We start from the raw sequence: 17,092 nt of genomic DNA on the forward strand, positions 1-17,092 counted from the left end.
AGGCCGCTGGAACGGCAGCAGCGGGCTCGATCGGCGCAGGCGGGCGGGGTGTTTCGGTCATCGGATACCAGAGGGTCCGCTCATCCCGGCACCAGCCGGGACCCAGTTCTGTGGGCATACCGATCGCGCCGGCTTGCCACCGATGCCGATCCTGCGCGCCGTGCCTGTTCAGGGCACTGGGTCCCGGCTTTCGCCGGGATGAGCGGAGAAAGAGAGTGGTCCTGCCCTAGCGCGCTTCGGAGGGCAGCGAAACGGTCCGGGATCGCAAAGGCCGATTCAGGTCGGACACGTCCCTCGCACTGGCGCGGGCGGCGACGATGCGACGGCCGGTCGGAGCCTCGGGTGTGCGGTCCAGCACGGCCTCCAGCGCGACCTGGACCGTGGTCAGCAGTTCATCCGACACGATCTTCCCGCCCTCGGCATCCGTGACGTAGAAACTGTCGACCGCACGCTCCCCGAAGCTCGCCACATGGGCCGAGCGGATCGACAGGTCGTGATCGCTGAGGGTGCGCGACAGTTCGGCCAGCAGGCCGGGCCGGTCGGCGCCGGAGACCTCGATCACCGTCGCATGGGCCGATGCTCCAGGGTCGATCATCACCACCGGGCGCACATCGAACACGGCCCGCCTCGGGGTGGCCGGCGGCATGGCGGGCGGGGCGACGGGCTGCTCCCCCCGGGCCGCCGCTTCCAGGGCCGCAATCAGGGTTTTCAGACGACGCGGCTCGGCCTGGCCGTAGGGCAAGTCCGCCCCGTCCTGCACCTGGAACACGTCCAGCACCGTGCCGTCCTCGGCCGTCGCGACACGGGCTCCGGTCACATCGGCCCCGGCGGCGGCCAGCACAGCGGCCAGGTCGGCGAACAGGCCCGGGCGGTCGCGGGCGGCCAGGGCGATCTCGGTCGTGCGCTCGATCTGGCCCACCTTGCCGGTCGTGGCCTCGGCCGCCGCCCCGGTTCTCGCCGCCCGGGCAATGAGGTCGTGATGTCCGGCCATGGGATCGATCCGCTCGATGTCCTCGCCCCGGAACAGGGCCTCGACCGCCGAATAGAGGCTGCGCATCAGCTGGCCCTTCCAGCTGTTCCACACCCCCGGTCCGACCGCCCGGATATCGGCCACGGTCAGGACCAGCAGCAGGCGCAGCCGTTCGGGATCCCCGACCAGTTCGGCAAAGGCGCGCACGGTCTCCGGGTCCGAGACATCGCGCTTCTGGGCATAGTCCGACAGGGCCAGATGGTTGCGCACCAGCCAGACGACCAGTTCGATCCGCCGCGTCTCGACCCCCAGCCGTTCGCAGGCCCGGCGCGCGGCGATGGCCCCGTCCTCCAGCTGGCCCCGCTCGCCCCCCTTGCCGACGTCATGCAGCAGCATGGCCAGCATCAGCACCTCGATGTCGGCGATCAGATGGATCACCTCGTGGGCCAGCGGGTGGTCGCCCTCCAGCTTGCCGCGCCAGATGTCGTTGATGATGCCGATGGCCTGCAGCGTGTGCTCGTCCACCGTATAGGCGTGATACATGTTGAACTGGGTCTGGCCCACGATCCGGCCCCATTCCGGCAGGAACCGGCCCAGCAGCCCCGTCTCGTTCATGATCGTCAGCACCCGGTAGGGCCGCTGTCCGTGGGCCAGGACATGCAGCAGGGCCGCGGTCGCGCGGGGATCGCGCCGCAGCTTCGGCGTCACCAGGGCCAGAGACCGCGTCACGGCCGAAAAGGCGTGCGGGTGCAGGTCCAGGTCATGGGTGTCGGCACAGACGAACAGGCTCAGCAGGCGGACCGGGTCCTCGGCGAACACCTCGGGCCCTGTGACCGAAAGCCGGCCGCCGTCCTCGATGAATCCCGGCACGCCGAGGTTCTTCTTCCGCCCCGGCATCAGCCGCGACAGGCTCATCGTGTTCTTCTGCTGGCGGGCCTCCAGCGTCGCGCTCATGGCCCGGGTCAGCGCCCCGACGTCGCGCGCCGTCAGGAAGTAGCGACGCATGAACCGCTCGACCGCCGGCTCGTCGCCCCGCCCGCGCCAGCCCATCCGCCGGGCGACCTCGGGCTGGAGATCGAAGGTCAGCTTTTCCTCGGCCCGCCCCGCCGTCAGGTGCAGATGCCCCCGCACCCGCCAGAGGAAGTCGAACGCCTCTTCGAAGGTGCGCCGCTCGCGGGCGGTCAGCAGGTCGTCCAGAACCCGGGCCCCCAGCGGACTGTCCGGGGCCAGCGACCGCGCGATCCAGAACAGGGTGTTCAGGTCCCGCAGCCCGCCCTTGCCGTCCTTGATGTTCGGCTCGACCCGGTATCGCACCGCCCCGGCCCGACTGTGGCGGGCGTCGCGCTCTTCCATCTTGGCGGCGATGAAGGCCCGGGGATCGGCCCTGGCCACCTGTTCACGAAAGGTCGTCAGGAAACGATCGGCCAGCGCCTCGTCACCCGTCAGGTGGCGCGCCTCCAGCAGGGCAGTGCGGATGGTCATGTCGGACCGGGCCAGCGACAGCCCCTCCTCGACCGACCGCGCCGATGACCCGACCTTGAGGCCCAGATCCCACAGGACGTAGAGCATGAATTCCGCGACCGTCTCGGTCCGGGCGGTGGTCTTCCAGGGCCGCAGGAAGATCAGGTCCAGATCGGAAAACGGAGCCAGCACGCCGCGCCCGTACCCCCCGACCGCGATCAGGGTCAGGGTCTCGGCCTCGGTCGGATTGTGGGACGGGTAAAGCGTCTGGGTCGTGAACCGCCACAGGGCGATCAGCATCTCGTCGGCGGCGGCGGAATACTGGCGCGCCACCTCGACCCCGGGCAGGCCATTGGCAAGACGGGCGGCCACCTTGTCCCGGGCCGCATCGTAATGGGTCTTCAGAATCGCCGCGACCGCCGCGCGCACATTCGGCCCCTGCACCACGGCATCCAGACGCTCGTCGAGCGTGGGGGTCATTTCGCCAGCGCCTTCAGCCGGTAGAGCGCCTCCAGCGCCTCGCGCGGGCTGAGGGCGTCGGGGTCCAGCGCCTCGACCGCCTCGATCACCGCCGACCTGATGGGCGGCGCCGGGGGTTCCATCAGGGCGAACAGGGGCAGGTCATCAAGCCGGACGTGGGCCGCCTTGTCGGTCTCCAGCCGCTCCAGCACGGCACGGGCGCGCGCGACGACGGCCGGCGGCACCCCGGCCAGTTTCGCCACCTGGACGCCATAGGACCGGTCCGCCGCTCCCGATGTCGCCTCATGCAGGAAGACCAGTTCGCCGTTCCACTCCCGCGCCTTCATGGACAGGTTGCAGACATGGTCCAGCCGCTGCTCCAGCCGCGCCAGCTCATGGTAATGGGTCGCGAACAGGGTCCGGGCCCGGTTGACGTCATGCAGGGCCTCGGCGCAGGCCCAGGCGATGGCCAGCCCGTCATAGGTCGCCGTGCCCCGCCCGATCTCGTCCAGCACCACGAAACTGTGCGGCGTCGCCTGGGTCAGGATGGCGGCAGTCTCGACCATCTCCATCATGAAGGTGGACCGGCCGCGCGCGAGGTCGTCTCCCGCCCCGACGCGGCTGAACAGGCGGTCCACCACCCCCAGCCGCATGGCGCGCGCCGGGACAAAAGCCCCGGCCTGGGCCAGCACCACCAGCAGGGCGTTCTGGCGCAGAAAGGTCGACTTGCCGGCCATGTTCGGCCCGGTCACGATCGACAGGCGGGCACAGCCCTGGCCTTCGCCATCCGTGCGGCAGTCGTTCGGGGTAAAAGGGTCGCCGGCCTTGCGCACGGCGGCCTCGACCACCGGATGGCGGCCGGCCTGAACGTCGAACACAAGGCTGCCGTCGACCACGGGCCGCACCGCCCCGGTCTCCTCCGCCCATTCCGACAGGGCGGCGGTCGCATCCAGCTCGGCCAGGGCATCGGCCACCGCCTGAAGCGGCCGGGCCAGCCGCTGGACCTCTTGTCGCCAGGTCTCGAAGGTCTCGCCCTCCATCGCCAGCGCGCGGTGACCCGCCTGGCTGATCTTCGCATCCAGTTCCGACAGTTCGACGGTCGTGAACCGGACCTGGGCGGCCAGGGTCTGGCGATGGATGAAGGGGCTCTCGGGCCCGACCCGGAACAGGGGTTCTGCGTGCTTGGCCGTCGTCTCGAGGAAATAGCCCAGCACGGCATTGTGCTTGATCTTGAACGGCACGCCGCTCTCGCGCACCGCCCGCGCCTCCAGATCGGCCACGACCCGGCGGCTGTCGTCGCGCAGCCGCAAAGCCTCGTCCAGTTCCGGCCGGAAACCGGGCCGCACAAAGCCCCCGTCCCGCGCCAGATGCGGCGGCTCGTCGACCAGCCCCTCGGCCAGGGCCAGCATCAGTCGCGACACCTCGGGCGACAGCGTCAGCCGGTCGAGGCAGCCCATGATCCGCGCCGGCGGTGCGTTAAGCGGATCGGGCGAGAGGGTGAACAGCCCCGCGATCCCCTCGGCGATCGTCAGCCCCGAGCGGATCGCCGCCAGGTCCCGCGGCCCGCCCCGCCCCAGCGCCAGTCGCGACACGGCCCGGGCCACATCGGCAGAAGCCTTCAGCCCGTCCCTCAGGTCCCGGCGCAGGTCGCGCCGCTCCAGCAGCCATTCCACTGCGTCCAGTCCGGCATTGATCGCGACCGGGTCACGCAGGGGCCGGCTGATCCGCTCGGCCAGCGCCCGCGCCCCGCCGGACGTCACCGTCCGGTCGATACAGGCCAGCAGCGATCCCTCGCGCTCGCCCCTCTGGGTCCGGTCGATCTCCAGACTCAGCCGCGTCGCCGGGTCGATGGCCAGGAACCCGCTCTCGCCCGACCGGCGCGGCGGCGACAGGGCCGGCACCCGCCCCGCCTGGGTCGTCTCCAGATAGGCCGCGACCAGACCGAGCGCACAGACCTCCGCCTCCTCGAAGGCCCCGAACCCGTCCAGCGAGGCCACGCCATAGAGCCGCTGCACCCGCTCGCGCGCCGCGCCGGGCTCGGCCACGGCCGAGGCCATGGCCTGGACCACCCCGCCGGACCCCTCGAGCGCCGTCTTCAGATCGGGATCGCCGAACCCCTTGTCGGTGACCAGCACCTCGGAGGGGCGGAATGCCGCCAGAGTCGTGCCGAGGTCCGCCAGGTCACAGGCCACCGAATCGACCACCCCCGCCGACAGCTCGACCACCGCCACCGCAGCACGGCCCTTGCGCACACAGACCGCCGCCAGCCGGTTCGCCCCGCGCGCGTCCAGCAGCGAATCCTCGGTCAGGGTGCCGGGCGTGACGACCCGGACGATCCCCCGGGCCACGATGGATTTCGACCCGCGTTTCCTCGCCTCCGCCGGGGTTTCGATCTGTTCGCAGATCGCCACCCGGTGCCCGGCCCGGATCAGCCGCGCCAGATAGCCCTCCAGCGCATGCACCGGCACACCGGCCATCGGGATGTCCTCGCCCTGATGCCGGCCGCGCTTGGTCAGGGTGATGCCCAACACCGCCGAGGCCACCTCGGCATCGGTGAAGAACAGTTCGTAGAAGTCGCCCATGCGGAAGAAGACGATCGCATCGGGCTGTTCGGCCTTGGCCGCCCAGAACTGCGCCATCACGGGCGTGACGCCCTCGGTCGGGGCGGGCTGCGGGGGATGGCTGAGGGGGGCGTTCATGGGGAAACCACAGGGTGACGGATCGCGCCCCCCGGCTCAAGGGTGAACGCCATCTCTTGCAGCCCCTTCCGGCCCCTGCGATAGGTCCATCAGGCGGTTAAGGGAACGCGGTCGAACACCGCGGCTGTGCCCGCAACTGTAGGCGGGGAGACCCGCGTCCGCTCCGGAGATCCGTCTCCGGCGCCACTGGGACCCGTCCGCGGGTTCTGGGAAGGCGTGGACGCCGGTCACTGATCCGCAAGCCAGGAGACCTGGCCGCCGATGTCGTTCGTCCGCTGTCCGGGACCAGACAGAGGCGTGGGGCCAACCCTTCCCGATGCGGGAAGACGTTCCGTTGAAGCGACCCGATCTCTGCGCCGTTCCGGACCTCGCTCCGGAGCGGATTGGTCGCATTCATCGCCCCGCGCGCGCCGTCGCGGGGCCTGACGGAGTACGCCTGCATGCGTCACCTTCTGTATTCGCCTGCCCTTCTGGCGGTCGGCCTTGCCCTGCCCGCCGTGGCGCAGGACCGCGATCGCGAGACGCCTGAACTGGACGAGGTCATCGTCACGGCCACCCGCCTGCCCGCCATCGTGTCCGACACTCCCGGTGCCCGCGTCATCGATGCCGAAACGATCCAGCAGCGCGGTGCCGTCTTCGCCGCCGACATCCTGAGCGACATCCCCAGCCTGTCGGTGGTGCGGGCCGGAGCCTTCGGTGGCGTGGCCCAGGTCCGCATCCGGGGCGCCACGCCCGGCAAGACCCTGACCCTGGTCGATGGCGTACCGGTCAATGACCCGGCCGAGGTCAATGGAGCCTTCGATTTCTCGGGCTTCGAACTGGGCGATATCGAGCGGATCGAGGTCCTGTCGGGACCGCAGTCCTCGCTGTGGGGATCCGACGCCATCGGTGGCGTCATCGCCTTCACCACCCGCGAGGTGAACGGCGTTCGCGCCGAGGCGGAAGCGGGTTCATACGACACCCGGCGCGGTCGTCTGGCTGCCGGCGTCGCGAAGGACACCTATGCCTTCGGGGCCTGGGTCTCGCGGTTCGACACCGACGGCATCTCGGCCGCCGACGAAGCCGATGGCAATCCGGAGGCCGACGGCTTTCGCAGCACCACCGTCGGAGCCCGCGGCCGCTACGCCTTCACGCCGGGGGTCGAGATCGACGGCTCGGTCCGCTGGTCGGACTCAAGGGCCGACATCGACGGCTTCCCCGCTCCGTCCTTCGCCCTCGCCGACACCCCGGACACGACCGCCAGCGAACAGGTGTCCGGTTTTGCCCGGTTGAAGGCGCCCCTGTTCGGGCTTTCCCACCAGTTCAGTCTCTCGGCCTCCGACATCGCCCGCGACACCGTTTCCGACTTCCCCTCGTCCTTCGAGGCTGACCGGCAGGTCTATCGCTGGCAGGCCGACGGCGCGGCCCTGGACGACGCGCTGTCCTATGCGTTCGGGGCGGAGCGCGAGGAGACTGAGGGCAGTCTTTCGGACGGCACGACGGCCGACCTCGGCAGCACGGCCCTGTTCGGCGTCGCCCGATATGAAGTCTCGGATCGCCTCAGCGTCACGGGGGGCCTGCGGCTGGACCACACCGACGATTTCGGGTCCGAGACAACGGGCCGCCTGTCGGCGGCCCTGGACCTCGATGGCGGCTTCATCCTGTCGGGGGCCTTCGGAACGGGCTTCAAGGCGCCGTCGATCAGCCAGGCGGTCTGCGACTTCTGCTTTTCCGCCGCCCCCTTCCCGGTGCTGACGCCGGAAACCGCTGACAGTGGCGAGATCGCACTTGGCTGGGCCTCTCCCGATGGCCGGTTCGACGGGCGTGCCACCCTGTACCGGCTGAGCGTCCAGGACCAGATCACCTATGTCTTCGACCCGATCACCTTCGACGCGGCCTACGTCAACATTGCCGAGACGCGGACCGATGGTGTCGAACTCGAAGGCCGTGCGGACCTGGGTTCGGGCTTTGACCTGACGATCGCCTATGCCTGGACCGATGCCCGGGACGAGACGACGGGCACCCGGCTGCTGCGTGTTCCGGAACACGCCGGCTCAGCCACGCTGGCCTGGGCCGCAGATCGACTGTCCGGGGCCCTGACGCTGCGGGCCGAAGGGGACCAGGACGATGCGGGCGGGGTCCGGGACAGTTTTGTCACCGCCAACCTGAATGCCGCCTGGCAGGTCACGGACGACGTCGCCCTGACGGCCCGGATCGAGAACCTGGCCGACGCGCGGTATCAGCAGGTGCGAGGCTATGGCGAGCCGGGTCGATCCGCCTATGTCGGGGTCCGTTTCCAGTACTGACGCGATCCAGGCCCTTTCCCCTCGCGGGGAGAGGGCCTTCGGCTCAGGCCGCGCTGCTGATCCGGAAGGGGTCCGACGTCAGGGCTTCCTGCGTCAGGGCAGCCGGCTCGGGGAAGGCCAGCGCGGCCCAGTCGAGGTCGGGGCGGGGTGCGTGCGCTGCGGCGACGATCGCGCGCAGCTCGGCGGCGGAGGCCACACTGGCGACCACGGTCTCGACCTCGGGCAGGTTCAGCGCGAATGCGAGGGCGGCCTGCATCGGATCGACCCGGGCTTCGGCCAGACGCCGCCGCGTGCGCGACAGGGCCAGTGCATAGTCGGCCAGATGCGGTGGCAGGGTCTCGCGGCCCGTGAACATCAGCCCATGGGCAAAGACCGCCGAAAGGTGGATGGCCACGCCCTGTTTGGCCAGATCGGCGAGCAGTCCCGACGACACGGGCCGCTGGTCGAGGATATTGCAGGGCAGCTGGATCAGATCCGGCTGGAACCGCCGCGCCAGCAGGGCAGGTCCGTCCTCGAACGTCGCGCAGAAGCCGATCCGCTTGAACAGTCCGCGATCCTTGAGGGCGGAGAGACGATCCCAGAGCGCGCGGCCTTCGGCTCCGGCAAGATCGCCGGCATTCGTCACGAGCAGGGAATCGCCCCGGGGCAGTCCGAGCCGTTCCAGCGATCGGCGCGCCCTTGCCTCGACGCGGTCCACGCCGTCCGTGATCGACATGGTGCGAACCGTGACCCGGAAGGGGGAGGGAAAGGGCCAGGCCTGACCCAGCATGCGCTCGCCATCTCCATCCGGCCGGGTCGCGACCGTCGAGACGCCGGCATCGACGGCCGTCTGCAGCAACAAGCGGATCGCTTCTTCGCGGGCACCCGATGGCGCAGACATGAAGGCGTTCTGCGCACGCTCTGGTTCGGTCACCACCGCAATGGCAAGTTTTCCGGCCGGAGAATGATCTGACAGCTTCTTCACCGTCGGATTTTGGCCTGTAAAGTTTAAGGGAGGCTAACCCAGACTTTGACAGAACCTTACCAGACGACCCCCGTTATCCGGCCGCATCGGGCTGCCGATCGGGATGGGCTGCGATAAACGCTGGATGTAGCGCGGCTTTTTCGGCAATCGCCTGCAGTCCGGGCCAACGGTCCATCGACAGATTAAATCGACCCGCAGAGTAGATTTGCGGGATCAGGTAACAATCCACCAGCGTCGGCGTCTCGCCCCAGGCCCAGCCTTCACCATAGCGTTCGACAAGCGACTGCAGGGCGTCAAACCCCGCCGTGATCCATCGCCCTGCCCAGGCATCCACCCCGGTCTGATCCGCACCCAGTTCCCTGATGGCTGTCAGGACCCGCAGATTGTTCAGGGGATGGATGTCGCAGCCGATCAGGGCCGCCATGGCCCGGACCTGGGCCCGGTCGGTCGGGCCTGACGGCAACAGCGGGGGCTCCGGAAAGGTTTCCTCCAGCCACTCGAGGATGGCCGGACTCTGCGTCAGGACCAGATCGCCGGTCTCCAGCGCCGGGACCATCCCCTGCGGATTGAGCCGAAGGAAGGCCTCGGATCGCTGGGCTCCGGTGCGCAGGTCGATCCCGCGCTGCTCATAGCCGAGACCCTTGAGATTGAGCGCAATGCGGGTGCGATAGGACGTCCCCGACCGGAAGAAATCATGCAGGATCATGGTTGGACCATAAGGGTGCGACGGGATGGAAACCCTGGGGCCTGACGGGTGCGCGAAAGTGACGGGACGGCTGCGAACGGGAAATGCCACGGGGTCATGTCGTCGATGTTAGGATGACCCGCCCCCGGAAGGCGAGAGGCCAAAGGTCGACTACGTGCTGCACGACGGGGCCGCGCTCGCCGCACTGCAGCAAAGTCCGGAACCGCAAGCCTGCTCTGGCGTTGAGGCCACGACACCTCTATCTAACCGTCAAGCTTACATGACCGGAGATCGCATCATGGCTACGACCAAAGCCCGAGAAGACATCAAGAACGACCTGAAGACCCTCAAGGAGGACGTCAAGGTCGCAGCACGCGAGGAAACCTCGCGCCTGAAGGAAAAGGCGGCGGAAGCCGAATCCGTCCTTCGCGACAAGACCGAGGAAGTGCGCGAGCGCGCCCGCGGCTACTATGATCAGGCCCGTCTTCGCGGCCGCGAATATTATGACGATGCGTCGGAGCGTTTCGACGAGGCCCAGCGCTATGTGACCGAGCGCGTGCAGGAACGTCCGGTCCAGTCCACGGCCATCGCCCTTGGCGTCGGCGTCGTCCTCGGCCTTCTGCTGGCCGGCCGCCGTCGCTGATGATCGGCCGGGGCCTCATCAAGAAACTGGTCGCGGGATTTGCCGCGGCCGGAGCCGCCCTGGTCGCCGTGGTCGCAACAGGGGCCACCCTGTTCTACGGCCTGACGCTGCTGATGCATCCCGCCGGAGCCGCCGCCATCACGGCGGGGGTCTTCGCCCTGATTTCGGGCGGCCTCTTCCTTGCCATGTCCGGCAAGGCGGACGGAGGTCGCGACGAGGATGAGGAAGACGATCACGAACCCGAGGGGCTTGGCGGTCGTGCCTATGCCCTGATCCGCAGCCGCCCCGTTCTCGGGACGGTGGCGGCCCTGGCGGGTGGCTGGATCTTCCTTCGGAATCCGGCCCTCGCCACCATGGTCGCAGCGGCCTTTACAGAGCGCACGCGCGGTCCACGCCGCTATCGCTGATCCGGCTCATGCCGGAAAGAGCCCCGCGTCCTTCCGGATGCGGGGTTTTTTCATGCCCTGAGATCAGACGGCGGCCTGTTCCATGACGCCCGGCGTCGTCGGGTCGGGGGCCGTTGCGGCCTTGCGGGTGTCCTGACGGCGCGCAAGCTTCCAGTCCGGCCCCGCCTCGAAGGCCTCGCCGTTCCACTCCATCGCCGTGACCACGATCTCGTGCGCGCTCCACGACACATCATTGAACGAGGGACGCGCACCGCGCTCACGCTTGGACAGGGTGCCACAGCCCACGGCATAGGAGCAGCGGTCTGACAGATCGATGGCGAGGGCAAACGGCACATGCACATGCCCCGTCATGATCAGGTCGACACCGGCCTCGGCAAAGATCAGCGCCGCCTCGTCACCCCGCTTGACGTCGCCTGTCATCGGCGTGCCGACCATCTCGACGAGGGGATGATGGCAGGCCAGGACCCGCAGCGTACCGATCGGCGCCTGACGCAGCGCCTCGGCCGCGCGCCGGGTCTGGTCCAGATCGATGACGCCCTTGGACCAGTTGGCACGCGCCTGCCAGCCGCGCGCCGTGGTCACGCCGCGCACCATCACGCTGTCGCCGATGAACTGACCATCGTGGGCGGGATGGCCCGTGGCGGTCTCGAAGGCCTTCCACGGCTCGAACACGCGCGCAAAGGCGTCATAGTAGGGCACGTCGTGGTTGCCCACGATGACGAACCGGGGCTCGGGCATGGCGCGGATCCAGCGCCCGGCGGCCTCGAATTCCTCCGGCAGGCCCTTCTGCGTCACATCCCCCGTGATCAGGATAAGGTCCGACGGCGTCGCATGGGCATAAGCCAGCGCCGCCTCGCAGGCATCGGCATGCTCCACCCCGAAATGAATGTCCGAGAACTGCAGCAGGCGACCCACTAGCGGACGGCTCCGGCCGTTTCGGTACGGGGAGCCAGCGCCATGAAGGCCTTTGGGATGAAGGTTATGACGGTCTCGTGCGGAAGCAGCATCGGTTCTCCGTCGACGACGGCCGGGATCTTCGAACGGCCCCAGGCCTCGATGCGCCGGGCAGACTTGGTCGAGACCGATGGATCGTGGCGCCAGTCGCTGAACAGGGCATTGGCGGCCAGACGAAACGCCTGGCTCGTGTCGGACGGATCCATGGCTGCGGCCTCCAGGCCAATGGGTTCGTCCATGGCCGCGGAAATCATCGGACTGATCAGCACCAGCGCCTCGGTCTTCCGGCGATCCGAACCATCCAGCGAGTAGCGCAGGCGACCGGAGAACGCCCGGCGCAGGGCCCGGCGACCATATTGCCAGGCCTTCTTCAGCTTGCCGGTCCGCATGGCCTCGCGGGCCGGTGCCCACAGGGCTGGCGAGCCCAGGATGGCTGCACAGAAGAAGGCCTGGCCTTCGACCGTGCCGCCCGCGACAGGCTGCGGCACACCGTGCTCGAGCGCCTGCCTCAGGGCCAGCTTCCAGTCCGTTGTGCCATACAGGGCCTTGGGCAGCATGTTCATGGTGCCGCCCGGCAGCGGCGCGACCAGCGGACCCTTCGGCCCGGCCCTCGAGGCGACCGTCCCGGCCGTGCCGTCACCGGCCAGCACGAAGATGACGTCGGGCTTGTTCGCGAAGGCCTTCTGGACCTGGGTATCGAACGCGCCGTCCTCCAGCGAGACCACCTCGAAATCCAGCGGATATTCGCTGAGGATCGCGTCCAGTTCTCCCACGGCCCGGGGCCCGACCGAGCCGGACAGCGGATTCACCAGCACGCTGATGCGCTGGATCGCCACGTGGGGAGTCAGGCTTCGCGGCTCGGGCGCCGCTCCGGCCTGTGTCGGGACGTCGAAAGGTGTCATTGTCTCGCTCATCGCCCCCGAACGCCCGCCTTGGCGGACCGTTCCGCCGCAAGCGTGACTATTGGCACCACAATCGAACTATGGCCATCTGCTCCGGTCACCGGTTCGAGGTTCATCTGGTCGTTCAGGGAACAGTCATTGTGAAGCTGCGTTGATGCGGCATGGGGGCTCGAACTTTCTCCAGACCCAAAAGGGATCTCGTCATGAAACTCGCAATCATCGCCATCGGCGCTGCCGGTCTGCTGGCCTCGGCCTGCGCAACCGATCCGTACGGCAACACCGGCCTTAGCGAAACCGGCCGCCAGGGCGCCATCGGCGCAGGCCTCGGCGCCGTCGCCGGTGCCATCATCGGCAACAACGTCGGCAGCGGCAACGCCGGAACCGGCGCCGCCATCGGCGCCCTCGCCGGCGGCGCCGCCGGTGCCATCCGCGGTTCGAACCAGGACCGTCGCAACCAGCAGCGTTATGGCTCGCAAGGCCAATACTACTACTGCTACGACAACCGTCAGACCGAGTGCTACTGGGAAGACGGTCGCCGTCGCCAGTAGGCTGAACTTTTCCTGAGCTGATCGCGGTCAGCCGGGTCTGGGGGCGGTCCGTCGACGACGGGCCGCCCTCATGCGTTGAGGCGTTGAATTTGCGGGGCCTGGCCGGGAGCCAGGTGACAGGGAACGATACACGATGCGTTTTGTCATTCTTGCCGCCACGGCGGCTGCGATTGCCGGTCTGTCAGCCTGTGCCAGCGGAAGGGCCCCGGCGCGGGAGTCCATCGTCGCCGCTCCCACGGACTGTCGATCCCAGACCTTCGAAGTCTATTTTGCCGACGGCGAGGCGCGACTGACGGAAACGGCGCGTCAGGTGATTGGCCTCACGGCGACCCAGTTGCAGGGATGCGATATCCAGCGGGTGCAGGTGATCGGCCTCGCGGACGCCAGCGGTGCGGCCAGCCTGAACCAGACCCTGTCACAGCGGCGCGCCACGGCCGTTGCCGAAGCCCTGGCGGCCGCCGGCTGGCCGACGCCGGTCTTCGAAGTTGCGGCAGCAGGCGGGCAGGGTGCCACCGTGGCCCCCGGGGTGGCCGAGCCTCTGCGTCGTCGGACCGAAGTGATCGTCACGGCCGCGCCGCTCTGACGGAACGCGCGCCCGTCTGCGTAACGTCCAGCCCGGCCTGAGCGAAGCGCCGCCTGCGACCCTTCGCCCATTGTGATGGCCCGATCTTCTCGGGGCGGCTAGGGTCGTGACCGCAATCGTCCTGGAACCTGCCCGCTTGTCCCGACTGCTGCCCTTTCTGATCAGCCTGTGTGTGTTTGCCGGTTTCGCGCCGGTCGCGCTCACACAGCCCGTCCCGACGGCCTCGCCCATCTCGGCCGCGGAGACGCTCGCGGGTCCCAGGCGCACGGACAGGATCGAAGCGGAGCTGGTGGCGATGTCGGCCTGGGGTGCACCCGGCTCGACCGCCATCGTCGCCGTCCGGCAGGTCATCCAGCCCGGCTGGCACACCTACTGGCGCAATCCGGGTGACTCCGGCGGCCCCACCACCCTCGACTGGTCTCTGCCGGCCGGCGTCAGGGCCGGAGAAATCGTCTGGCCTCTGCCCGAGCGTCAGCGTCTCGCGACCTTGATGAACTATGGCTATTCGGGCGAGGTCTTCCTGCCTGTTCCGGTCGAGATCCCGGCCAACGCCAGACCGGGGACCACGATCGCCCTCGTCACGCGCGCGCTCTTCCTGGTGTGCAGCGACGAGATGTGCGTGCCGGACGAGCTGACGCTGAGGCTGGACCTGCCGATCCGCGCCGGCGCGGCTCCGCTCGACGACCGCTTCGGTGCCGCAATCCAGACCGTTATCGAGACGGCACCCCGTCCTGCCGGGATCGAGGCCCGCGTGACCCTGGAAGGCCAGACCCTGCGGCTCACGGCGACGGGTGGGCCGCTTTCCGGTGCCGCGTTCGAACGGGCCTGGTTCTTCCCCGACCGGGGCGGCGTGATCGACCATCCCGCCCCCCAGCCGGGCGAGCGCGGTCCCCGGGGCGTCACCCTGCAACTGCCCATTGGCGGCGAGATCCGGGCGAACGGCCTGACCGGTCCGATCAGCGGTGTTCTGGCCACGGACGCCGGGGCCTGGGAGATCGTCGCGACGCCCGGCACCGCCCTGCCGGGAGCTGCCGGCGGATCAGCGCTGGATCTGTCGGAAAGCAGCGCGACCGGCGAGCCGACGTCGATCATCGCCTTCCTGCAGGTCGCCCTGTTTGCCCTGCTGGGCGGGCTCATCCTGAACCTGATGCCCTGCGTGTTTCCGATCCTCGCCATGAAGGCCGCGTCCCTTGCCGGATCGGCACATGATGCCCGCGAGGCGCGCCGCGATGGCCTGGCTTTCACCGCCGGGGTTGTGGTCACGTTCCTGTTGCTGGCGGGCACGCTGTTGCTCCTGAGGGCCGGAGGCGAAGCGATCGGCTGGGGCTTTCAGCTTCAGTCGCCCGGCGTGATCGCCGCCCTGTCGCTGCTGATGCTGGCAATCGGGCTGAACCTGTCCGGCGTCTTTCACATCGGGGCATCACTTCAGGGGGCGGGCAATGGCCCCCTTTCACGCCTGTCCGGCGGTGCCGGAGCCTTCTTTACCGGTGTGCTGGCCGTGGTCGTGGCCGCACCCTGTACCGCCCCCTTCATGGCCTTCGCGCTCGGTGCCGCCCTGCTGATGCCAGCCCCGATGGCGCTGGCCGTGTTCCTGATGCTGGGACTGGGGCTGGCCCTGCCCTATCTCGCGATCAGCCTTTCGCCCGCCGTGCTGCAGAGACTCCCGCGTCCCGGTCCGTGGATGGACCGTCTGAAAAGCCTGCTGGCCTTTCCGATGTACGGCGCGGGTCTTTGGCTGGTCTGGGTGTTTTCGCGTCAGGTCGGCGGCGACGGCCTGGCGCTGCTGCTGGCGGCCAGCCTGCTTCTGGCCTTCGGCCTCTATCTCTGGGGCCTGAGGCAGCAGGCCCGGGCGGAAGGACGAACGGCCGTGCTGGCCTCCGTGACCGCCGCCCTTGCGCTGTTTTCCGCGATGGCGCTTTCAGGTGTCGCAGCCCTGCGGCCCGTCACGACCGAAACTGCGGAACGCTCGACAAGCCTGCCCTCCCGGCCCTGGTCCGAAGCGGCCGTCGCAGCCGCGCAGGGCGAAGGCCGTCCGGTCCTCGTCAATTTTACCGCCGACTGGTGCGTGACCTGCAAGATCAACGAGCGGACCTCGCTGTCTTCGGCCCGGGTTGCCGAGGCGATGACGGCCGCGAATGCCGTCTATCTGGTCGGGGACTGGACCTCGCGCGATGACGCCATCACCCGCGAACTGGAGCGTCACGGACGATCGGGCGTCCCCCTGTATCTGGTGTTCCGACCCGGCCAGCCGGAACCCGAGATCCTGCCGCAACTGCTGACCGAGGGGGTCGTCATCGACGCCCTGAAACCCTGACGATCTTCACAGAGGAGACGACCATGATCCGCATCCCTGCCTTCGCCACTGTCGCCGCCATCCTGACGCTCGCCGCCTGCAATCAGGCCGAGGCCCCGGCTGCATCTGCCACAACCGAGACCGCTGCAGCCACAGCGGCCACCCCGGGCCAGCCGCAAGCGGCCCCGGCCTTCACCCTGGTCGACAGCGACGGCGTCGAGCGCTCGCTGGCCGATTTCCGCGGCAAGACCGTCGTCCTCGAATGGACCAATGAGGGCTGTCCCTATGTCCAGAAACACTATTCCGCCGGCGCTATGCAGGCTCTGCAGGCCGAGGCCGTGGCCGACGGCGTGGTCTGGCTGACCATCATCTCGTCCGAGCCCGGGGCCCAGGGCTATGTCGAGGGCGATGCGGCGCGCGCCTGGAAGGCCCGGAACAAGGCCGGGTCATCGCACCTGCTGCTCGATCCGACCGGCGAGGTGGGCAAGCGGTTCGGTGCCGTGACGACACCGGACATGCGGGTGATCGATACCGAAGGCCGCATCCTGTTCACCGGCGGGATCGATGATCGGCCGACCAACAAAGTCGAGGATCTGGCCGGAGCCAACAATTTCGTCCGCGCGGCCCTGACCGACATCGAGGCCGGGCGGCCGGTCCAGACCGCCTATGCCAAGCCGTATGGCTGTTCGATCAAATACGCCGGCACCGACGCCTGATCAGACTTCCGGCTGAGGCGGCGCGGTGATGACCTCGACGTTGTCATTGAGCAGATAGGACAGCTCCGAAAGCGCCACGTCACGCTCGGCCTTGGACGCTGCGCCTTCGACGGCGGCCAGTTTGAGCGGCATGTCCTCGGAGATGCCGCGCAGGATGCATTTCAGGTCTCCGTCGGTGCCGCGGTCCTTCAGAACCAGATGCCCCTGCAGGTCACGCGCCGCCAGTTCGACGATCTGGGCCTTGAAGCCCGTGAAGACGGGGCTGGCGGTGAACCCTTCGGCATCGGCGGCACCGGAGGCCATCCAGCCATCGACGACGGCCTTCAGCCCACCAGAGCGGGCGACGATATCGGCGAACAGCGGCTCGCTGGCGACCGAAGCCGGCGCGGTGGCCGAAGCGGGCTGGGCAGCGGCAACCGCCACGGCAGGATCGCTGAGCAGCAGGGAGACGGCGAGGGCCAGGCTGCAAGACATGACGATATTCCCGGATTCTTCGATTGAAACGGTTTAGGCCCCAGACGTA

Annotated in this window: 14 protein-coding genes and 1 riboswitch; of the genes, 7 read left to right on the forward strand and 7 right to left on the reverse strand. The window is 68.8% G+C overall.

Annotation, left to right across the window (positions count from 1 at the left end):
• Window positions 1-226: 226 nt before the first annotated feature.
• Together glnD and mutS are read right to left on the reverse strand one after the other, a co-directional pair.
• Entirely contained in the window at window positions 227-2,911 is a 2,685-nt protein-coding gene (gene glnD, locus GGR13_RS02985) for a [protein-PII] uridylyltransferase (protein WP_183211958.1), read from the reverse strand.
• Window positions 2,908-5,589 (reverse strand): DNA mismatch repair protein MutS, encoded by a 2,682-nt coding sequence (gene mutS / locus GGR13_RS02990; protein WP_183211959.1) that lies wholly within the window; start codon window positions 5,587-5,589, stop codon window positions 2,908-2,910. Before mutS ends, glnD begins: the two co-directional genes overlap by 4 nt.
• 53 nt (window positions 5,590-5,642) lie before the next feature.
• Window positions 5,643-5,862: riboswitch (cobalamin riboswitch) on the forward strand.
• Window positions 5,863-6,029: 167 nt separating this feature from the next.
• Here mutS and GGR13_RS02995 point away from each other — a divergent pair.
• Window positions 6,030-7,874, forward strand: coding sequence for a TonB-dependent receptor plug domain-containing protein (locus GGR13_RS02995; protein WP_183211960.1), 1,845 nt, complete (start codon window positions 6,030-6,032; stop codon window positions 7,872-7,874).
• Window positions 7,875-7,917: 43 nt separating this feature from the next.
• On the opposite strand, the gene GGR13_RS03000 is transcribed toward GGR13_RS02995, so the two are convergent.
• Both GGR13_RS03000 and maiA read right to left on the reverse strand, forming a co-directional pair.
• Window positions 7,918-8,838 (reverse strand): aldo/keto reductase, encoded by a 921-nt coding sequence (locus GGR13_RS03000; protein WP_183211961.1) that lies wholly within the window; start codon window positions 8,836-8,838, stop codon window positions 7,918-7,920.
• 73 nt (window positions 8,839-8,911) lie between these two features.
• Window positions 8,912-9,544: a maleylacetoacetate isomerase gene (gene maiA, locus GGR13_RS03005; RefSeq protein WP_183211962.1), complete on the reverse strand. Its 633-nt coding sequence runs from the start codon at window positions 9,542-9,544 to the stop codon at window positions 8,912-8,914.
• Between the two features lie 277 nt (window positions 9,545-9,821).
• On the opposite strand from maiA, the gene GGR13_RS03010 reads away from it, so the two are divergent.
• Window positions 9,822-10,166 (forward strand): glycine zipper domain-containing protein, encoded by a 345-nt coding sequence (locus GGR13_RS03010; protein ID WP_183211963.1) that lies wholly within the window; start codon window positions 9,822-9,824, stop codon window positions 10,164-10,166.
• Entirely contained in the window at window positions 10,166-10,573 is a 408-nt protein-coding gene (locus GGR13_RS03015; protein ID WP_183211964.1) for a hypothetical protein, read from the forward strand. Before GGR13_RS03010 ends, GGR13_RS03015 begins: the two co-directional genes overlap by 1 nt.
• Before the next feature lie 63 nt (window positions 10,574-10,636).
• On the opposite strand, the gene GGR13_RS03020 is transcribed toward GGR13_RS03015, so the two are convergent.
• Both GGR13_RS03020 and GGR13_RS03025 read right to left on the reverse strand, forming a co-directional pair.
• Complete coding sequence (locus tag GGR13_RS03020) at window positions 10,637-11,488, reverse strand: metallophosphoesterase (protein WP_183211965.1); 852 nt, start codon at window positions 11,486-11,488, stop codon at window positions 10,637-10,639.
• Window positions 11,488-12,429 carry a diacylglycerol/lipid kinase family protein gene (locus tag GGR13_RS03025; RefSeq protein WP_246347644.1) on the reverse strand — a complete coding sequence of 314 codons (942 nt, stop codon included), beginning with the start codon at window positions 12,427-12,429 and terminating at the stop codon, window positions 11,488-11,490. The genes GGR13_RS03020 and GGR13_RS03025 overlap by 1 nt, the downstream gene beginning before the upstream one ends.
• 203 nt (window positions 12,430-12,632) lie before the next feature.
• Here GGR13_RS03025 and GGR13_RS03030 point away from each other — a divergent pair, with 203 nt between their 5' ends.
• The 4 genes from GGR13_RS03030 (at window position 12,633) to GGR13_RS03045 (ending at window position 16,569) form a co-directional block, all read left to right on the forward strand.
• Window positions 12,633-12,977: a YMGG-like glycine zipper-containing protein gene (locus tag GGR13_RS03030; RefSeq protein WP_183211967.1), complete on the forward strand. Its 345-nt coding sequence runs from the start codon at window positions 12,633-12,635 to the stop codon at window positions 12,975-12,977.
• A gap of 133 nt (window positions 12,978-13,110) precedes the next feature.
• Window positions 13,111-13,560 (forward strand): OmpA family protein, encoded by a 450-nt coding sequence (locus GGR13_RS03035; protein ID WP_183211968.1) that lies wholly within the window; start codon window positions 13,111-13,113, stop codon window positions 13,558-13,560.
• Window positions 13,561-13,666: 106 nt separating this feature from the next.
• Window positions 13,667-15,874: a protein-disulfide reductase DsbD family protein gene (locus GGR13_RS03040; RefSeq protein ID WP_343060285.1), complete on the forward strand. Its 2,208-nt coding sequence runs from the start codon at window positions 13,667-13,669 to the stop codon at window positions 15,872-15,874.
• Between the two features lie 23 nt (window positions 15,875-15,897).
• Window positions 15,898-16,569, forward strand: a complete 672-nt coding sequence (locus GGR13_RS03045; RefSeq protein WP_183211969.1) for a redoxin family protein — start codon at window positions 15,898-15,900, stop codon at window positions 16,567-16,569.
• Here the strand turns inward: GGR13_RS03045 and GGR13_RS03050 are convergent, their stop codons facing one another.
• Entirely contained in the window at window positions 16,570-17,043 is a 474-nt protein-coding gene (locus GGR13_RS03050; protein ID WP_183211970.1) for a hypothetical protein, read from the reverse strand.
• Window positions 17,044-17,092 lie beyond the last annotated feature (49 nt).

The organism is Brevundimonas variabilis, assembly GCF_014199945.1.
GTDB classification, from domain to species: Bacteria; Pseudomonadota; Alphaproteobacteria; order Caulobacterales; family Caulobacteraceae; genus Brevundimonas; species Brevundimonas variabilis.